This window comes from Flagellimonas rhodophyticola (assembly GCF_049332665.1).
GTDB lineage: Bacteria > Bacteroidota > Bacteroidia > Flavobacteriales > Flavobacteriaceae > Flagellimonas.
In genome coordinates this window covers 947,922-966,990 of record NZ_CP186326.1, presented here as the reverse complement: position 1 = coordinate 966,990, position 19,069 = coordinate 947,922, and the positions used below count along the sequence as shown (strand labels likewise).

The window sequence follows — 19,069 nt, the reverse complement described above, 5'->3', positions numbered from 1 at the left end:
CTATGCCGTTTTGTTTGCATTTTGGTGTATTTTTAGAAAAACCGCAATCATGCATATCAAAAAAAGGACCCTTTTCGTTGGCTTAATGGCCCTCTTTTTAGCTTTTTCAAGCCAATCCCAACAAAAAAAACGTCCAAATGTGATTTTGATAATCACAGATGATCAAGGTTATGGAGATTTGGGTATAACCGGGAATGATCAAATAAAAACTCCCGTGCTGGATGCCTTTGCCAAGGAAAGTATCCGTTTCAATAACTTTTATGTATCACCTGTGTGCGCCCCTACCCGTTCAAGTTTAATGACTGGCCGGTATTCTTTGCGAACAGGCGTTCGAGATACTTATAACGGAGGTGCCATTATGGCTCCCAATGAAATAACCATAGCTGAAATGCTTAAACAAGGAGGTTATAGAGCTGGAGTTTTTGGCAAATGGCATTTGGGTGATAATTTCCCCAGCAGACCCAATGATCAAGGTTTTGATGAGTCGCTAATTCATCTTTCGGGCGGCATGGGTCAAGTAGGCGATTTTACCACCTTTTTTGAAGGTAATCGCAGTTATTTTGATCCTGTTTTATGGCACAATGGTGAAAAAGAAAAGTACACAGGTTATTGTTCAGATATTTTTGCGGATAATGCCGTTGCATTTATCGAGGAAAATAGGGACCAACCTTTTTTCTGCTATCTCTCCTTCAACGCCCCTCATACACCTTTGCAGGTACCTGAAAAATACTACCAACAATATGCAAATATTGATCCATCCATCGCTTTTGAAAAAAACAATTCGGCTTCACGAAAAATGAGTGAAAAAGACAAAGAAGATGCTAGAAAAGTTTATGCGATGGTCACGAATATTGATGATAACGTGGGCAAGGTGCTAAATAAACTTGATACTCTCGGGATTTCGGACAATACCATTGTCATTTTCATGACGGACAATGGACCCCAACAACTCAGATATGTTGGCGGTATGCGAGGTTTAAAAGGAAGTGTTTATAGAGGTGGTGTTCGCGTTCCTTTCTTTTTTAGATACCCATCCCAATTCAAAAATAGCGGGGATATTGAAACTACAACTGCCCATATTGATGTTTTGCCTACTCTAGCACAATTATGCAATGTGGAAATTCCTTCGGATAGAAAAATTGACGGTAAAAATCTATTTCCTCTTTTGAATGATAAAAGTGTCGATTGGGGCGACAGGTCTTTATTTTTCTATTGGGCTCGTAGGTATCCAGAACTATATCATAATATCGCCATTCAAAAAGCAGATTACAAGCTAGTGGGGCAAACAAATTATAATTCCCCTATTGAGGAATTTGAGTTGTTCAACATTAATAAAGATCCAAATGAACAGCAGAATATTGTTGAAGAAAATACTAGCTTGGCGACGGACCTGAAAAACGAATTGGAAACCCATTACCAAGAACTCATTGCCTCTGAAAACATTATGAATCAGCCCTTGATTGTTATAGGTTCAGAATTTGAAAACCCTATCATACTCAATAGAAATGATGCCTCTGGACAGCGAGGAATATGGGACCAAGAAGAAATCTATGGAAAATGGGAGGTACATATAAAAGAAGGAGCATATAATCTTAAGTTCAAGTTTATCAAACCCGTAGAAGCACAGGGAAGAATGTTTTTGGAAACCGGTGCGGTGGTCAATCAAATGAAGAACGAGGCCAAAACGGATATCATTGAAATGAAAAATGTGACGCTGCCGGAAATGAAGGGTTCACTTGTACCCTTCTATATGGTCAATAGGAAAAGAATCTTTCCTTTTTGGGTACAGTTGGAGAAAGTTAACTAGTGCTCGGAAGTAGAGCTGTTTCAATAATACAGTTAAAATAGTTGTATATACAACTCTATTCATTATCTTTGAATTATGCCATCTAATTCAACGTATAGCAATATTGAACAGTGCAATCCTTCCAGCTGTATTTCAGGAAACATCATGAAATGCAAAAGGATAATCGCTAATATTTTCAGAAAGCATCTAAGGCCTTTCGGGATAACAGACAGTCAACTAAGTATTCTTTTTGTTGTTACGAAGGGAAATTCGGTCAACCAAAAACGAATATCGGAAAAGCTCCACATGGAAAAATCCACGGTAAATAGAAATCTAACCCGATTGGTTGAAAAACAATACATCTCTGGCGACGAGAACTCCTTTTTATTCATCACAGAAAACGGGAAGGAATTTCTTGAGGGTGTTTTGCCACACTGGAACAATGCCATGTCAGAAGTTAGGGGAATCTTGGAAAAGGATGGAGAAAACGCAATCAACTTGATATTAACCAAATTGAGCAGATAAAAATTTAATTCTATAAGTTGTATATACAACCATAAATTCAATAACCATGATAAAGGCTTCTTACGTTCTGTTGTTTGTTATTCTTTTAACCATTCTTCTGTGGGGTTTAAACAATGCTCTGTTAAAAACTGGCTCTACCCCTGCTAAAAGAAATCGAATCTTGCTACTCACTTTGATAGGCATATTGTCTTGGTTGACATTACAGTTTTTCGTCTGGAACACTGGATTCTATTACGACTTGTCCTTGCCTCCACGAATTCCGCTGTTTATGGTCTTCCCTGTATTTCTGTTTACCTTTTTATTCCTGAATAGGAATAGAAACCATAAAGTACTTTCGGCTATTCCGATAGCACTTCCCATAGCCATTCAGAGTTTTAGGGCGGTCATAGAGGTTTTATTTTATTTTACGTTTTTGAACAATATTTTACCTGTTCAAGTGACCTTTGAAGGTTCTAATTATGACGTGTTAATAGGATTGTCTGCCATAGTCATGGCGGTTTACGCCAATCGAACAAATAGTTCAAGAAAGATTCTTTTAATATGGAATGTTATCGGAATTCTTGTGGTACTGTTCGCAGCTTTTATATTTATAACCTCATTCTACCTGCCAACCATTTGGGGCAATTCTGGTATCCCGCTCGAGTTTAATCAGTTCCCTTATTTATTACTTCCAACATTTTTAATGCCATTTGCCGTTTTTCTTCATGCTTTATCTATTATTCAATTAACCAGAAAACCGAAGGAATGAGATTCTAAATACACACAATTCTTATCTGTTCGTCAATTCCTCGGAAAATAATCTGCCCCTTTTTATTATCTTACCGAACAAGTACAATTTATAGGTCACGTTTGGCCTTTTCAGAGGTTGTCATATGGCAAATATTACCAGGGAAGACATTCAAATAATAAATAAGCATAGCAATTGGTCTGAAAAAGGTATTGCCAAAACCCTAAAACAAAACGTTTATAATACCTCGCATACTTGGCAAGCGTTCCTGAAGCTGTTTTTACTATGTTTGGGAGTTTCTTTTATCACCTTTGGGATTCTCTTTTTCTTCGCATACAATTGGGCTGACCTACACAAGTTTATCAAGATTGGATTGGTTGAGGGGTTAATTATAGCGATAGCGCTTATAGTTCTCTACTCCCGTATGAGTCAATTAATCAAAAATGTTCTCATAACCGCAGCTTCAATATTAGTTGGTGTATTATTGGCTGTTTTTGGGCAGATTTATCAAACAGGGGCCAATGCATATGATCTCTTTTTAGGTTGGACCCTATTAATTAGTCTGTGGGTATTCGTTTCAAATTTTGCCCCATTATGGCTTCTTTATATTATTCTGCTGAACACCACATTTATGTTGTACACAAAACAAGTTGCCCATGATTGGTCCGCAGATTTTGTGTATACCTTATTCTTTGTTTTCAACACCTTGATTGCTCTCATTTTTATTATAGCATCAAAATTCAAATACAAAATTCACGCCCCCATATGGCTACAGAACATTCTGCTATTATATATAGTTTCTATCGGCACATTGGGTTTTCTACAGGGAATTTTTGATGGACAAGGCTCCTCTTTTGCCCTCTTTTATACAATTGTTCTACTTTTCTTTGGAGCCGGCATATGGTATGGTATTAAACATAAACAAATCATCTATGTGTCCTTGATTCCATTTGGTGGCATTATTATAATTTCAGCTTTCCTAATTGAATTATCGGATGGTGCGCCCATGTTTCTTACTGTCGGTTTGTTCATTGTTATCAGTATCTCTCTATTGATTATGTCATTACTTAAACTACAGCGAAAATGGAAAGGATAAAAGCCATAGAAAAGTTGTTGAGTGACATTCAATCCGAGGAGGAAAACACTTTTGTTTGTGACAAAAAAGCTATTCTATCAGCTTATCAGAACACAGATGTCAGCCAACCGGGTATAGCAATCAAACTTCTGTCCGTTTTTGGTGGTTTTTTAGCTTCATTGGCGCTCTTTGGTTTTATGGGGATAGTTGGAGTCTTTGATTCTGAATATGGAATACTGGCCGTTGGTATATGTGCTATTATTTTTTCATGGATACTTAACAAGAAAGTGGATAACTTCATTTTCGACACTTTCAGCGTTTCCATATTCATAATAGGTGTAGCTAGCTTGGCTTTTGGTCTGTTGAATTTAAACCTCGATGAAAACACAGTCATTTTCATAATCATAGCTATAGCTCTTGCAAGTTTATATGTAATGCAGAATTATATCTTGTCCTTTGTCTCCACCGTAACCATAGGTGCCTGTTTGCTCACATGGATCATATCTAATGATCTCTACGATTTTATTCACATTTACATTACTTTTTATGTGCTATTAATGGGTTTTTGGTTTTTGTGCGAAGCAAAAATCATGAATTCAAGTGCTAAATTGTCCCTGCTCTACAGTCCTTTGCGCATCGGTATTGTAGTTTCTTTTTTAATCGGTTTAATTACACTAGGCATTAGGGGTTTGATTCCTATAGATCAAAATTACATCTGGATTTCCTCCATTTTTATTTGGGCTGGAGTCCTGTTTCTTGTGCATAATATCATTGGGGTCGTTGGACTGGAGGAATCCAAACATAAATCCGCAATCTACGGCTTAACCGTCTTATTTTTGCTTCCCACAATATTCTGTCCTTCAATTTCCGGAGCCATCTTAATCGTTCTATTGGGATTTTACGTCAATCATAAAACCAGCTTTATAATTGGCATTGTTGCTTTGGTCTATTTTGTTTCGCAATACTATTATGACCTCAGTTTTACCTTGTTGACCAAATCCCTCATCTTGATTTCATCAGGAGCGGTACTATTAGTTTTCTATATGTTCATCCAAAAAATGCTCAAGGGGAATGAAAAAATATAAGTGGGTCATCATCCTTTTAAATCTATTGATCCTATTGTTGGTCTTTAACAACAATGTGATAAAAAAGGAGTCTATGCTATCCGAGGGCAAGCTTGTGCTATTGGAACTAGCCCCGGTAGACCCAAGATCGCTCATTCAAGGAGATTATATGCGTCTCCGCTATACCATTTCTGAAGGCATCGATACTGATAGCATCCCAAAACGAGGTTTTTGCGTGGTCAAACTTTTACCCAATGGCACTGCAGAGCGGGTTCGCTTACAAGAAGAAACGACACCTATCTATGAAAATGAGCACCTTATTGAATTTACTGCTGCAAATTGGTGGGGGATAAACATTGGGGCTGAGTCTTTTTTCTTTCAAGAAGGAGAAGCTGAAAAATATGAAGTGGCAAAATATGGTGGATTGAAAATAGATGACCAAGGAAACAGTGTATTGGTTGGTTTGTATGATGAAGATTTAAAGAAAATAGAATAACCCTATTTTTGAAGATGCAAAAACTCAAGGTGTGCGAACTTTTTGCCGGTGTAGGCGGTTTTCGACTCGGATTGGAAAACACAGGCAATTATGAGGTGGTATGGAGCAACCAATGGGAACCATCCACAAAAACACAGCATGCCTCTTTGGTATATGAAGCCCGATTTGGTTCTAAAAACCACTCCAATGTGAATATCGAAGAAGTGTCAACTTCTAAAATTCCCGACCATGATATATTGGTAGGCGGATTTCCCTGTCAAGATTATTCTGTGGCCACTACACTAAAAAATTCCAAAGGACTAATTGGCAAAAAAGGGGTGCTATGGTGGTCCATTCATCGTATTCTTTCAGAAAAAGAAAACAAGCCTAAATATCTTTTTTTTGAAAATGTGGACCGATTATTAAAGTCCCCATCAACGCAGAGAGGACGGGATTTTGCCGTTATGCTCAAAAGTTTGAACAATCTGGGCTATGCCGTAGAGTGGCGGGTAATCAATGCCGCAGAATACGGAATGCCCCAACGCAGGAGACGGGTCTTTTTTCTAGGGTACCATAAATCCACAGCCATTTATAAGAAGTTGGTCAATCAAAACCCTATGGATTGGCTTTTGGAACATGGCACCATTGCTTCATCATTTCCAGTTAAGAAGTTAGGTGCTCCCGTTTCTTTTTCTTTGGACAAAGATTTGGTGTCGCTCTCCGATTCGTTCAATGCAGATAAAGAACTTTCTCCTTTTCTAAATTCAGGGCTCTGTATTGAGAATGAAATAGACACTATAAAGACAGCAGCTGATTATTATGGCTCTCGTAATGTTCTTTCCGACATTATTGAGAACAATAATGAAGTGGAGTTTTCAATTCCAGAAGCTGATATTCCAAAATGGGAATATTTAAAAGGGTCCAAAAAAGAAATTCGCAAAACCAAAGATGGTTTTGAATATAATTATAGCGAGGGAAGTATGGTATTTCCTGATGCACTTGATCAACCTTCCAGAACAATAATAACCGGTGAGGGCGGTAAATCCCCATCTCGGTTTAAGCACGTAGTCCAAACCTCAGCAGGACTTCGAAGACTTTCTCCTGTTGAATTGGAACGGTTGAACATGTTTCCTGATGATCACACCAAATTGGAGGGTATCTCCAACACCAAAAGAGCTTTTTTTATGGGCAATGCGCTTGTGGTAGGTGTAGTGGAACAAATGGGCAATGTATTGTTCCAGAAAATCGATGCCCTTGAAAAGCAACTTCAAAGCTGACCTCGCCAAAGAAAAAAGACTGAGCATTTTACTGGATTCTTATTATCAAAAAAACTTGAAGTTTTATGATTTTGAGCGGACACAGCATCTAAAACAGCAATTGGATGGGATTGACCTTGTTCTAAAGAACAAAACGACCCAACAAGTCCATTTTGTGGATGAAAAAGCCCAATTGGATTATATAAATGAATCACTACCGACTTTTGCTTTCGAACTTTTATATCAAAAAAACGGTGCTGAAAAACCCGGGTGGCTTTTTGACAAAAAGAAGCAAACCCATTTTTACGCTTTGGCTACCAACATCTTTTCTGATGAAAAAGGAATTTATACCTCCTGCAATGTCACCTTTGTGAATAGGCAAAAATTGATTTCGTATCTAATTGAAAGAGGTTTGACCTTACATCTATTGCAAAAGACCATCTCAGCTAATAAAAGCCTACATGGAAAACTGGTTATGGACAATCTTGACCCAAAAACTGAAGGTTATTTGTTCTTTTCAAGAAAAAATAAAGCGGAAAATCCTATAAATCTAGTGTTAAGGTTGGAGTTTTTATTAAAGATTGGTGTAGGCAAGCAGTTGGTTTAATTAGGAAGCATAATAAAACTACATTATCTCTTACATTAAACCATAATGAAAATTCATCTCAATAATCTCGGATAGCAGTATAGGAATAGCAAAAAGCCATTGAAATTACAGAGTTGTGTAATGTTGAAGAAAAATTTACTTCATATATATCCTGTCACGGCATTGCAGCGCATACTATGCTCAACAGTATGCCATAAAATAACTTAACCAATAAGTAGATGGTCAATTGAGCACAGTAAATAATAGCGGGGACATACCCCCACTATTATTTGTTTAATCTGTTACTTTGAGGCGGACAATGCTAGCGCAGAAGCTACAAAGCCCACTAATAAACCTAGTAAAAAACCAAACCCACCCGAGACTGCACGAGCTTCTTGTGCGCTAAGCTCGGTCAGTTGTAAATTTTCTAAATTTTTCATGTTTCAAGCTTTTGGATTAATAATTATTTTACTTGTCAAAAAATATCATTGCAAGGGCTGTTCCAACCAGAAATCCTGCAAGAAGACCAAGAAACCCTCCATTTACTTCTTGAGTTTCAGTAACTCTTAGCTCTGAAACCCCGTAACTTTCTAAATTTTTCATTTTTAGAATTTTTATGTTAAACATTTATTTTTTTGTAATCAAAACCCGGAAATTTCTTAAGCGCCCGGTTTTTCATTACATACCAAATATTGCAAGACTCACTCTCAAATATTGAGAGCCCATCAAAAAAAGTTAATTTTTAAGTGAATAAATCAAATGGAATGATGGCCATGGTTTAAAAACTAAAAACGATACCCGTTTTTATATTAATGTTGTTTTGTAACAAATCATTATTACTAGGATTAATTGATAAGTTTTCTTTTCCGTTGTTTAGGAATGTACTTTTTCTTAAAGCGAAAAACCCATCTTTCTCACGAAAAAAAACACCTTTTTTTTCGTTAAATTGAAAATTGTGCCCAATTGATATCTTAAACAAGAAGCGACGACTTTTTTCTATACCAAGCGAGATATTGGGATTTAACCGATAGTTCTTTTGAGAGAGAAAAACATCCAATTTAGCAGTATCAAAGGATTTTCCATTGACAATTAAATCTCCGGTACGACTATAGCTTCCAATCAGGAAATCCAACTTTTGATACCCAAAATTTACACTTGGGTATATGAAGATAGGCCGACCATTGGGATTTAAGTTGAACCTATTTGCTATGCTTACGTCATGAGAAGTTGTTCCTGTTTTTGAAATCTTACTTTCATTTGCATATCCTAGAAAAATATTGGGTTTAATCTCATACATCAGAGAATAGGACAACCCTGTTACATACTCTTTTGAAGAAGTCAAATTTTCTTGAACTACGAGAGAAGGGTTGTTAAAGGTTATTGTATTGGTATTCATAGTTATCCATGTTCCTATAATTGATATATCATGGTCAATTCTTAGTAGGAAATCAACAAACTTATTTTTCCTTTTATCATTCTTCTTATTTAAATAATCCATTGATTTGAATAAACTTTCTGTCTTTTGATTTGGTATGATAATGTTGTAACCACTCCAGAAACCAAGCTCATATTGTTTTGATTTATTCAACAAAATATCACCATATTGCAACTTGTCAGTATAAGGTATTACATCTTTATTGGTTTCCACTTTGGTGGTCACATAATCGCTTGTCAGCTTGAAAAGTCCATCTTTCTTGTCAAAAGCAGTTTCGTAATGGGAATGTTTGAACCTCCATTTTTCATCTTCTCCTTGTTCATATGTGATTGTATATTTTAAATACTGCCGATTATTTGTAAGGGTCTTGGAACTGAAGTGTTGGTCAATGACCACTTTTACAATGGCAAAGGAAGAGTCTGCTATATATATCTGGCCCGATAACTTACTTTTTTTTTCAAAATGAACCAAGTATATCTTTTCCCCATATTGAAGTAAGGTGTCCTTGATTTTGTAAATAAAGTCATTCGGTTTTCCCAGAAATGCTTCTTTTCGTGATACAATGTCAAACCTATGTATATGATGACTACCTGCATAAATTCTTGTATTCAAGGAGTCCAACTGTTCACTTTGATATTTCCTAAATTCAATTAATTTGACATCCCCTGATAAGTTTTTTTTAGTATATGATTTTTTGATGGATTCTAGTACCGCTTCAACAACATAGATTGGGTTCTTTTTGTTTTCCCAAGAAGTGACCTCCCTAACAAAACCTGTATGCCTTTCTTCTACTTTTGGGTAATTCAGAGGAATAGCATTAATTGCTTTTTCAACCAGCTGCTTTCCATAATCTTCAGGGGATAATATGACCCCATCCAAGGCTATAATATCTTGTTTCAATGAAATAATTTGGTATTCCTCTTGAAACAGAATCTTTTCTGTTTTATATCCAATTGCAGATATGATTATACTTTTTTTCCCAACATCTTTATTGGTTGCAAATTGAAACACGCCATTCTCATTGGAAATTGTCCCAATATTACTGTTTTCAAAACGTATATGGACAAAAGGTAGGGGAGTACCATTATCATCAATTATTTTGCCAGAAATAGCTTTTTGGGAAAAACATGCATGAATTGAAAAATAGCAAAGAAGACTTAAAATGATATTTTGATATTGTCTCAAGGTACTGGGATATATTTCTTACTAAATTATTTTTTCCGATTCAATCCAAATAGTTTTTGATAAAAACGAATCATATTCTTTGTTTAAGAATAGAGGCGTTTCTGATAAAAAAGTTAAAATTTCACCAATTGTTCTATGTAGGTAAAGCAACACCCGCCTGATAAGTTCCTCTTAGTTGTTGAGTCCAGTTCCTCTGCATAAAAGCCACATTTAAAATATGTAGTCTCTGTATAGATATAGCTTTGCCTTGTTAAATTATAATAGATAGGCGCTTTCATCTCTTTCATTGTATCTATCATTCTAAATACTGTAGCTTCTGAGACTCCTAGCTTTTCTGCTAATTGCTTAGGACTTCCCGTAGCTTTTAGCCTTATCAATTGGTGTACGCGTTCTAGAATTGCTATTTGCCTTGTCAGTTTTGACATAATCGGTAAGATTTATTAGTTAACGGGTTTAAGTATTGACAAGAATGAAGGCACTTGTTGTTGCCATAATTCAAAATATGCACCTTCACCATCATAAAGCTTATAGTGAGAACCTTCTTCAACTACTTGACCTTTGTCCAAAACTACGATCTTATCCGCATTGACCACAGTGCTTAATCTGTGTGCTATTAGAATTACCGTTTTACCTTCAGAACGTAGATTGCCAATCGTTTTTTGGACATAATTTTCTGAACTGCTATCCAAGGAAGAAGTTGCCTCGTCCAACACCAAAATTTCGGGATCTTTATAAAGGGCTCTTGCTATTGCAATACGTTGTTTTTGCCCCCCGGACAAGGTGGCTCCATTTTCGCCCAGATAGGTATTGAAGTCGTTGGGGAGACTTTCTATAAATTCCAAAATCCCAATGTCGCTACATATTTTATATATCTTATCAAAATTTGGCTCAAATTCTCCTACTGCAATGTTCTCTATTACATTTCCGGCAAACAAGTCTATTTTTTGAGGAACCACACTCACTAAATTTCTAAGGCTTTGGTTATCAATATGCTTTAGGTCGATGTCACCAATTCTGATTTTTCCATTGTTGATGGGATAGATGTTTTGAATCAGAGAAACAAGGGTTGATTTTCCCGATCCACTTTCTCCAACAAAGGCAGTAATTTTGCCTCTTTCAATGGTCAAGTTCAAATTCTTGAAGACCTCTGTCCTTGTCCCGTATTGAAATGCCACGTCTGTGAAACTTATATTATTGATTTTATTTTTGGTCAGGGTTATTTTCTTATTCACATCTTCTCTTTTCAAATCTAGGATTTCAAAAAGACGGTCAGCTGCTATAAGTGCATTCTGTATGTCTTTGTTGGCACTAATGAGATTGGTTAAAGGCCCCGTGAAATAACCAATAATGGCATAAAACGATAACAGCTCTCCAGGGGTAATCTCTCGGTCTATAACAAATCCAGCCCCAGACCATAGTAATATAATAGTGAATAATTGGGCAATGGTATTGGAACTGGTACCTGAGAAAATATGGTTTAATGCTGATTTATAGCCGGTCCTTAACAATCGAATAAAACGGGTCTCGGTCATTAAATTAGCATGACTTTCCAATCCAAACCGTTTTATGGTGCCCACCGCATTTAAAGATTGAACCAATTGACTCTCCAAATCGGCGGAATCTTCCATGACTTTACGCTCCACTTTTTTGTTTAACGTGTTAACAAGCCAATATATCACTATAAATATTGGAATAATGATGAGCATTATCAAGGCCAGTTTCCAGTAATAGGTAAACATCAATCCAAATGAAAAGACAACTATAAGGACATTCACTGTGAGGTTGAGGGAAACACCATTGATAAGGTTCCTAATTTTTACTGCATCATTGATGCGTGATATGATTTCTCCCACACGCATAGTGTCAAAAAATTGTTGGGGTAGTTTGAGTAAATGTTTGTAATAGCCCAATATTAACCTTGCGTCTATCTGTTGACCTGTTTTTAAAAGAAATACATCTTTATAGGCTCCTATTATAAGTTGCAATATTAGCAGGATAATCATCACTACACTTAGGAGGTTCAATAGTTTAGTGTTACTATCGATCAGTACATAATCTGTTATCTTTTGTATATAAATAGATGCAGAAAAGCCCAATAGGGTATATACCAAAGCTCCTATAAATGCCTGCGCCAACACCATTTTATGCGGTTTTAACAGGAACCAAAAACGTTTGAGTACGGAGATTTTTTCATTCCCTTTTTTGAACTTCTCATTGGGAAGTAGAAGTACTAAAACACCTGTCCATTCTTTCTTAAATTCTTCATTGGAACAATTCTTAATCTTTCCCGTGGCAGGATCCATTATTTTTATATGACTCTTGCTCACTTCATATATTACCACATAATGGTGCAACTGTTCTTTTACTATTATGTGTGCAATAGCTGGCTTGGGAATCTTAAATAGGCTTTCAAATTCACCTCGAACACCTTTAGCCGAAAACCCCATCTTTTCAGCTGCTTTTATAAGTCCAAAAACGTTTGTCCCCTTTTTATCGGTTCCAGCATATTGCCGAATCCTGGAAATTGGTATCTGAAAATCAAAATGAGCGGCTATGGATGCTAAACAGGCTGCTCCACAATCGGTTATATCATGCTGTCTTATAGTGATTTTAGCCATTTTACTCTACAGAAGTTCTTTGAGTGTTTTGTGAAGGGTTCATCCAATCGTCTACTTTATCATATAATAATTGGTACAATGTCCGTTCGGTCAGTTCAAATCTCGCATTGAATGTCATTCCCTTTCCTATAATACCTTTAGCACCATTTTTTAATTGCAGGAATCCTTCATTCAATTTGCATCGAAGCTTGAAAACAGGTCGATTGTTTATCAGCTCAACATCTTTTGAGATTTCAAGAATCTCCCCAGATGCAAGACCCCATTGGTTATAATTGAAAGCGTCAATTTGAAAATCGACCGGTTTTGATTTATTGATAAGGCCTATGTCGACTGGACTTACATAACATTCGGCCAATAAATCTGTGTCAGGAGAGATTTCCACAAGAGAAACCCCTGATGTTATTATACTGCCCTTCTCAACTCCATATAGATTAACAAGGGAACCGTTCATTGGGGCAGTAATTATATATTCTTTTTTACTCTTACTGTATTGGATATTTTTATTTTGGGACACTTCCAGGTTATTTTCCAATTCTGTTAAAGAGGATTGCCAAGTGTTTTGTTGTCGTTTTTTGAATTGGTTGAAAGTGTTCAGGGCTAGGTCATAATCCAATTTTATGTTCTCAAACTCGGCTTTGGCGATTACTCCTTTTGAAAAGAGCCTGTAGTTTCTGTCATAGTCTTTCTTGAGCTTTTTGATTCTTGTAGAATGCTCGTTTAAACCTTCTGAATATTGGAGATATACTTTTTGATAATTTAAAGATTTGATACTATCACTATAAATTCTTTTCGCATTCAAGAGGTATTTCAAATCCTTTATCTGCTCTAAGTATCTTTTGGATTCATAATTTATCAATGCAATCTGCTCATTTAAAATATTGCTCTCCAGAATTAAAAGCACATCTCCCTTTTCCACATATTTGTTGCTTTCAATGTTAGAAAATATGACCTTTCCAGAATTGAGGCTGGTGATCTTAATTCTTTCCTTGGATGGCTTTACAATTCCTTGGGCCGATGTATAGACCTTTACTTTAATAAAAGGTAGTGAGCAAAGTGCCAAGAAAATGGAAAATAATATCAAGCCATATATCGCTTTGCTCTTGACGCTGTTTTTTGGAATGTACGCTTGAACAGTATTATCAATGATTTCTTTTGGGAAAATTTGCATTACTTGTACAGAATATTAAAAGTTTGGCATTTTAGTGGAGTTCATTTAAATCTGTTATTCGAAAATTTAAATGAAAGTTTTAGCAAAGAATAAATATTGATTATTCAATAATATTTGAATGAAAAATTATCATCTATTTGGCAGAAAAAACTTATTCTTTTGAAGAAAACAAGATATGAATTGATATATTATGGTTCTCAATTGATTCATAACCTTCATTTAAGAAAATAAAGGGGGTCAATTAAGAGTAATCAGGTTGTTAATTGAATTTTTCAGAATCCTTTTATTGCCCTCCTACAAAGCAATTCAACATAGCCCACAAGAGCTTCAGAGCCGAAATATCCTTTAAATCGCAAATCACATATTTCTTATTAAGAGGCAAGTTGGAAAGAAAGAGTTTAACAATCTAGTAAAAACTTTTCCTAATTATCCGTTAGTCTGTCTACTAGGACTCTTTCCCGCTTTAAGCATGTAGTCCAAACCTCAGCAGGACTTCGAAGATTTTCCCCTGTTGAATTGGAACGGTTGAACATGTTTTCTAATGATCACACCAAAGAAAAAAAACTGAGCACTCTAGTGGATTCTTATTATCAAAAACACTAGAAGTTTTATGATTTTGAACGGACGCAAAATTTAAAACAGCAATTGAAGGGTATTGATCTTGCTTTAAAGAACAAGACGACCCAACAAACCCATCTTGTAAATGAAAACGCACAGTTGAATTATATAAGCGATTTGTTTAAAGTCGCTCTATATTGGCTGGTGCTTTTTGTTCTTTGTACTTATGGTACGCTCCCCTAAGATTCTCTCCCTTGCTTCCTTAAGATGACTTCGGCCAATCGGAATGCTCTTTTTTGCTATCTCAAGACTGGTCCCTTCTACTGACTCCACTTTATCAATAGCAATTATAAACGATCGGTGGATCCTAATAAAATTTTCTGAGGGTAAATCCATGAGAATCCCTGACAACGATTGATAAACAATATAACCGTTATCTATCGTTTTAATTTTAATGTAATCTTTTAAGCTCTCGATATAGAGGATTTCATTCAACTGTATCCGGACCATTTTCTTATCAACCTTGACAAAAAAATAGGGTTCACCGGGCTTTTCACTTGAAACACTTTTCTTTTTGATTATCAATCTTTCAGAAACTTTATTGATCGATTTCAGGAATCGTTCAAAAGGAATGGGCTTCACCAAGTAATCGATTACATTAAAATCAAAACTTTCCAAAGCATACTCCCTATATGCAGTAGTGATAACCACCAATGGCTGTTTGCCTTTTCCCATGCTTTTCAAAAAATCAAGTCCATTGAGGTTGGGCATGTTAATATCCAAGAAAATCACATCCACATCTTCACTATTTGCATCGATTATCGCATCCGTGGCTCGCGTATAAGTGTCTACAATTGTAACATTGCTCAACTTATTGATATACGATTCCAAAACACTGATTGCCAATGGTTCATCATCAATTATTACGCAGTTTATTTTCATTTCAAAGGTATTTTCAGTTTAACATGGTATCGATTTTCCACTGGATATGTATCCAGCGTGTAGGCATCTTCATATAATAGGTCAAGTCGTCTTCGGGTGTTTGCAATACCAATCCCTTCTTTTGTCTTCACCATATTTGAGGGTTCAAAATCATTCGTTAAGGTAAATTGCAACATGTCTTTCTCTTGTTCGAAGGTCATTTCCATTTTTATGGTGCCGTCACTCAATTGCCCATGTTTAAAGCAGTTTTCCACAAATGGCAGAAATAAAAGCGGGGGCAACTTTATATCATCCAAATCACCCAAAGTTTTTATATCACTTTTTAACTGATAGCCGTGTCGTATCCGCTCTAGTTCAATATAATTTTTAACGTATCTAATTTCTTTTCCTAAAGTAGTCTTTTTCATGTTGATGTCATAAATGACATATTCCATGATTTCTGACAACTTGAGTACTACCTCCGGAGCTTTTTTAGATCTTTTAAGTGTTAGTGCGTATAGATTGTTTAAAGTATTAAAAAAAAAGTGAGGTTGTATCTTGGCCTTTAAGAATTTCAACTCGGTTTCAGATTGAAGGGTCAACAAATGATTGCTCTTGTTCAGTTGAACTACATATTCGAACGTGAATTTAATCGCAGAAACCAAACCAATAACATAAAGTTCGCCCAAAATCACCGAAACAACATGATTAAAACCAAAGGGTTGGTGTACGCCCTGAGCCTCTCTCCAAACATTTTCGGAAACCAACCAATAGGAAAGACCAATACGAACAAAATAATGACATATCAGGGCGAGGGCCAATAAGCATAGGTACGATTTATACTTTTTGGTGATGATGAATTTTGGAATGAGATAGTAAATATTGAGGTAAACCATGATGATATGAAGCGGAAACTCGACCATGTTCGATTTGACCGAGTACCAATAATCATCAAAATAACTGCCCCACCGAATGGAATTGAACAAAAAGTAGACCACCCAAAAGATGATGTGGTACTTTATAGGTATGGTAAACTTAATCTTGTTCTCAATGCTTTCAAATACTTTCAATGTAAAGCCTTCCTTAATTCAAAATGAGTGAAAAATTAGAGCTTTTTGGCCAATCTACAAATTTGCTGGCATGCTGACTTATACTTTGTCTCCTTCTTATTGTTAGTCTTTGGCAGGAAGAGCTATTAGCTATTGAGGCCATGTTATTAAGAGTAAATGAAATCTAAATATAGTTTTGGTTAGAAACTTCCATAAAAACAAAAAATCCAACACTCTTTCAAGTATTGGATTTTTATTTCTGCTCCCCCTCTTGGGCTCGAACCAAGGACCCTCTGATTAACAGTCAGATGCTCTAACCAACTGAGCTAAGGAGGAATATTTTATCCTAAGCGGGTGCAAATATAGCAGTTTCTTTATAACGTCCCAAACAAAAAAAGTGCTTTTCTATTTAAAAAGCCATTTATACAAATCGTTACCGTTCGCAAACAATAGCAGTGCTATCAAAAGAAAGAAACCTACCATTTGGGCATACTCTAAAAATTTATCGCTTGGTTTTCTTCCTGTAACCATTTCGTATAACAAAAACATTACATGACCACCATCCAATGCCGGTATGGGCAAAACATTCATAAAGGCAAGAATAATGGAAATCAATGCCGTGGTCGACCAAAAAGCTGTCCAATCCCATGTGTCTGGAAACATGCTCCCTATCGCCGCAAAACCACCAACACCTTTATAGGCCCCTGTAGAAGGATTGAAAATTTTCTTCAATTGCTTTACATAACTCGATAAGGTAGTAACTCCTTTATCAATTCCTGCTGGTATAGCCTCTAGAAAAGTGTATTTCTGGGTCTGAATTTTAAAAAGACCTCTATTTTCAAGATCTTCCATCGTGAAACCACCAATTTCTACTCCAAGCTTTGCTTCGTCGTTCACTTTGGCCACCAAATCTGCCTGACTACCATCTTCACGCTTTACCCTAACATTGATGTCTTGCCCTTTATTTTCCTCTAAAAGCGGAATCACTTGATCTCTGAAAACCGCCTCAGATCCGTTAATGGTTAAAAATTCATCATTGGCCTCAAACCCTGCACTATCGTTATGAGAATCTTTGGAAACCTTATTCACCACAAAAGGAGCACGCAAACTCAAAAATCTAACCTTTTCCTCGTCTTCCAACAGGGTTGAAATAAAATCTATAGGAATTTCTTTTTCTATCTGTTTTCCATCTCTATCAATTGTAATTGAGTTTCCATTGATCAACTCAATAAAAACACTATTAAATGTTTTTAGTTTTTCTCCATCCACAGCAATAATCTTATCGCCGGTCTGAATCCCAATTTTATCACCTATTTCCTTCTCGGTTACCCAAACACCATCGCGTAAACTGTCCATGGGTATATACTGGTCCCCGTAGGAATATGCCATGCCAATGTAAATAATCACTGCAAGTATGAAGTTAACGGTAACCCCACCCAACATAATAATTAAACGTTGCCAAGCTGGTTTGCTTCGAAACTCCCAAGGTTTTGGTTCTTCCTTCATGGCCTCGGTATCCATGCTCTCATCGATCATACCCGAAATTTTCACATAACCCCCCAAAGGAAGCCATCCGATTCCATAAACGGTTTCACCTATTTTCTTTTTGAACAATGAAAACTTGATATCAAAAAAGAGGTAGAATTTTTCAACTCTCGTCTTAAATATTTTGGCGGGTATAAAATGGCCTAGCTCATGCAGTACAATAAGCAATGATAAACTAAGGAAGAATTGTATGATCTGTATTACAATGGGACTCATCAGCAATAATCTGTTAAAACGCACAAAAGTAAACTTTTAGCCCCTCATAAAAAAACAGCCTTTTCCGAGGGTAAGGGTTTTAAGAAAGATTTAGCACCAAAAGCCCATTTTAATAGTGATGAATCCCAAGGTCATCAGTAATTTTGCATTCGGTGTTATCATTTTTCTCAAAATATAAGTTCTTCGGAATTGTGCTGCTTGGATTATCGGCAGTGATTATCTACCTATTCTATAATGCTTTGCAACCCAAAAAGATGCTTCCGGTTTTTCAACCTTCAATGGTTGACCAGTCGTTGGTAGATAGTACCTTGCATTATAAAAGGAAATATCATACCATTTCCGATTTTGATCTTATAAATCAAAATGGAGAAAAGATTACCCAAAAGAATTACAAGAATAAAATCTATGTGGCAGATTTTTTCTTTACTACATGCCCTACTATCTGTCCCATCATGACCAAAAACATGGTCCAAATCCAAAATTCGATTTTAAATGACACAGATGTCCTGCTATTGTCCCACTCTGTGACACCCGCAATTGATACTGTTGCACAACTAAAAAAGTATGCGGTTGAAAAAGGGGTAATTGACAGCAAGTGGAATTTGGTTACCGGTGACAAAAAACAAATCTATGAACTCGCACGAAAATCGTATTTGGCGGTCAAAAATGATGGTGATGGCGGTCCATATGATATGATTCATACCGAAAACTTTATTCTTGTTGATAAAGAACGAAGAATTCGAGGATTTTACGATGGAACCAATAAAGAGGAAATTGAAAAACTGCTTTCAGACTTAGAAATCTTAAAAGCAAGCTACCTAGAGTAACACCAATTATTCAATGATATTTGGCAGGGCGTATGTTCGCTTTTTTACCTATT

Annotated in this window: 18 protein-coding genes and 1 tRNA gene; 9 read left to right on the top strand and 10 right to left on the bottom strand. The window is 36.2% G+C overall.

Annotated features, from left to right (window positions below; genetic code table 11):
• The first annotated feature begins 49 nt into the window (after nt 1-49).
• From ACOKFG_RS04440 to ACOKFG_RS04405, 8 genes are all read left to right on the top strand, one after another.
• On the top strand, nt 50-1,807 hold the full coding sequence (locus ACOKFG_RS04440; protein ID WP_299486710.1) for an arylsulfatase: 1,758 nt from the start codon (nt 50-52) through the stop codon (nt 1,805-1,807).
• A 75-nt stretch (nt 1,808-1,882) separates the two neighbouring features.
• The gene (locus ACOKFG_RS04435; RefSeq protein WP_298793359.1) at nt 1,883-2,311 is read left to right on the top strand and encodes a MarR family winged helix-turn-helix transcriptional regulator; all 429 of its coding nucleotides are present in this window, start codon (nt 1,883-1,885) and stop codon (nt 2,309-2,311) included.
• Nucleotides 2,312-2,357: 46 nt separating this feature from the next.
• Complete coding sequence (locus ACOKFG_RS04430) at nt 2,358-3,059, top strand: hypothetical protein (protein ID WP_298793358.1); 702 nt, start codon at nt 2,358-2,360, stop codon at nt 3,057-3,059.
• A 124-nt stretch (nt 3,060-3,183) separates the two neighbouring features.
• Entirely contained in the window at nt 3,184-4,134 is a 951-nt protein-coding gene (locus tag ACOKFG_RS04425; RefSeq protein WP_298793357.1) for a DUF2157 domain-containing protein, read from the top strand.
• Nucleotides 4,122-5,198, top strand: a complete 1,077-nt coding sequence (locus tag ACOKFG_RS04420) for a DUF4401 domain-containing protein (protein WP_422861914.1) — start codon at nt 4,122-4,124, stop codon at nt 5,196-5,198. The genes ACOKFG_RS04425 and ACOKFG_RS04420 overlap by 13 nt, the downstream gene beginning before the upstream one ends.
• Nucleotides 5,185-5,673, top strand: coding sequence for a GDYXXLXY domain-containing protein (locus ACOKFG_RS04415; RefSeq protein WP_298793355.1), 489 nt, complete (start codon nt 5,185-5,187; stop codon nt 5,671-5,673). The genes ACOKFG_RS04420 and ACOKFG_RS04415 overlap by 14 nt, the downstream gene beginning before the upstream one ends.
• 14 nt (nt 5,674-5,687) lie before the next feature.
• The gene (gene dcm, locus ACOKFG_RS04410; RefSeq protein ID WP_298793354.1) at nt 5,688-6,929 is read left to right on the top strand and encodes a DNA (cytosine-5-)-methyltransferase; all 1,242 of its coding nucleotides are present in this window, start codon (nt 5,688-5,690) and stop codon (nt 6,927-6,929) included.
• Entirely contained in the window at nt 6,901-7,515 is a 615-nt protein-coding gene (locus tag ACOKFG_RS04405; protein WP_298793353.1) for a hypothetical protein, read from the top strand. Before dcm ends, ACOKFG_RS04405 begins: the two co-directional genes overlap by 29 nt.
• Nucleotides 7,516-7,796: 281 nt before the next feature.
• Here ACOKFG_RS04405 and ACOKFG_RS04400 read toward each other — a convergent pair whose 3' ends face one another.
• From ACOKFG_RS04400 to rseP, 10 genes are all read right to left on the bottom strand, one after another.
• Nucleotides 7,797-7,934, bottom strand: a complete 138-nt coding sequence (locus ACOKFG_RS04400) for a class IIb bacteriocin, lactobin A/cerein 7B family (protein ID WP_298793352.1) — start codon at nt 7,932-7,934, stop codon at nt 7,797-7,799.
• A 28-nt stretch (nt 7,935-7,962) separates the two neighbouring features.
• Complete coding sequence (locus ACOKFG_RS04395) at nt 7,963-8,097, bottom strand: hypothetical protein (RefSeq protein WP_298793351.1); 135 nt, start codon at nt 8,095-8,097, stop codon at nt 7,963-7,965.
• A gap of 175 nt (nt 8,098-8,272) precedes the next feature.
• Nucleotides 8,273-10,114 (bottom strand): carboxypeptidase-like regulatory domain-containing protein, encoded by a 1,842-nt coding sequence (locus ACOKFG_RS04390; RefSeq protein WP_298793350.1) that lies wholly within the window; start codon nt 10,112-10,114, stop codon nt 8,273-8,275.
• A gap of 113 nt (nt 10,115-10,227) precedes the next feature.
• Nucleotides 10,228-10,539, bottom strand: a complete 312-nt coding sequence (locus ACOKFG_RS04385) for an HTH domain-containing protein (RefSeq protein WP_299486719.1) — start codon at nt 10,537-10,539, stop codon at nt 10,228-10,230.
• Nucleotides 10,540-10,554: 15 nt separating this feature from the next.
• The gene (locus tag ACOKFG_RS04380) at nt 10,555-12,732 is read right to left on the bottom strand and encodes a peptidase domain-containing ABC transporter (protein WP_298793349.1); all 2,178 of its coding nucleotides are present in this window, start codon (nt 12,730-12,732) and stop codon (nt 10,555-10,557) included.
• A 1-nt stretch (nt 12,733) separates the two neighbouring features.
• Nucleotides 12,734-13,900 (bottom strand): HlyD family efflux transporter periplasmic adaptor subunit, encoded by a 1,167-nt coding sequence (locus ACOKFG_RS04375; RefSeq protein WP_298793348.1) that lies wholly within the window; start codon nt 13,898-13,900, stop codon nt 12,734-12,736.
• Between the two features lie 750 nt (nt 13,901-14,650).
• A complete protein-coding gene (locus tag ACOKFG_RS04370) occupies nt 14,651-15,400 on the bottom strand; it encodes a LytR/AlgR family response regulator transcription factor (protein ID WP_298793347.1) in 750 nt (249 codons plus the stop codon).
• Nucleotides 15,397-16,449, bottom strand: a complete 1,053-nt coding sequence (locus ACOKFG_RS04365) for a sensor histidine kinase (protein ID WP_422861913.1) — start codon at nt 16,447-16,449, stop codon at nt 15,397-15,399. The genes ACOKFG_RS04370 and ACOKFG_RS04365 overlap by 4 nt, the downstream gene beginning before the upstream one ends.
• 241 nt (nt 16,450-16,690) lie before the next feature.
• A tRNA-Asn gene (locus tag ACOKFG_RS04360) sits at nt 16,691-16,764 on the bottom strand.
• A gap of 69 nt (nt 16,765-16,833) precedes the next feature.
• Entirely contained in the window at nt 16,834-18,189 is a 1,356-nt protein-coding gene (gene rseP, locus ACOKFG_RS04355) for an RIP metalloprotease RseP (RefSeq protein ID WP_422861912.1), read from the bottom strand.
• Between the two features lie 152 nt (nt 18,190-18,341).
• On the opposite strand from rseP, the gene ACOKFG_RS04350 reads away from it, so the two are divergent.
• Nucleotides 18,342-19,016: an SCO family protein gene (locus ACOKFG_RS04350; protein WP_422861911.1), complete on the top strand. Its 675-nt coding sequence runs from the start codon at nt 18,342-18,344 to the stop codon at nt 19,014-19,016.
• Nucleotides 19,017-19,069 lie beyond the last annotated feature (53 nt).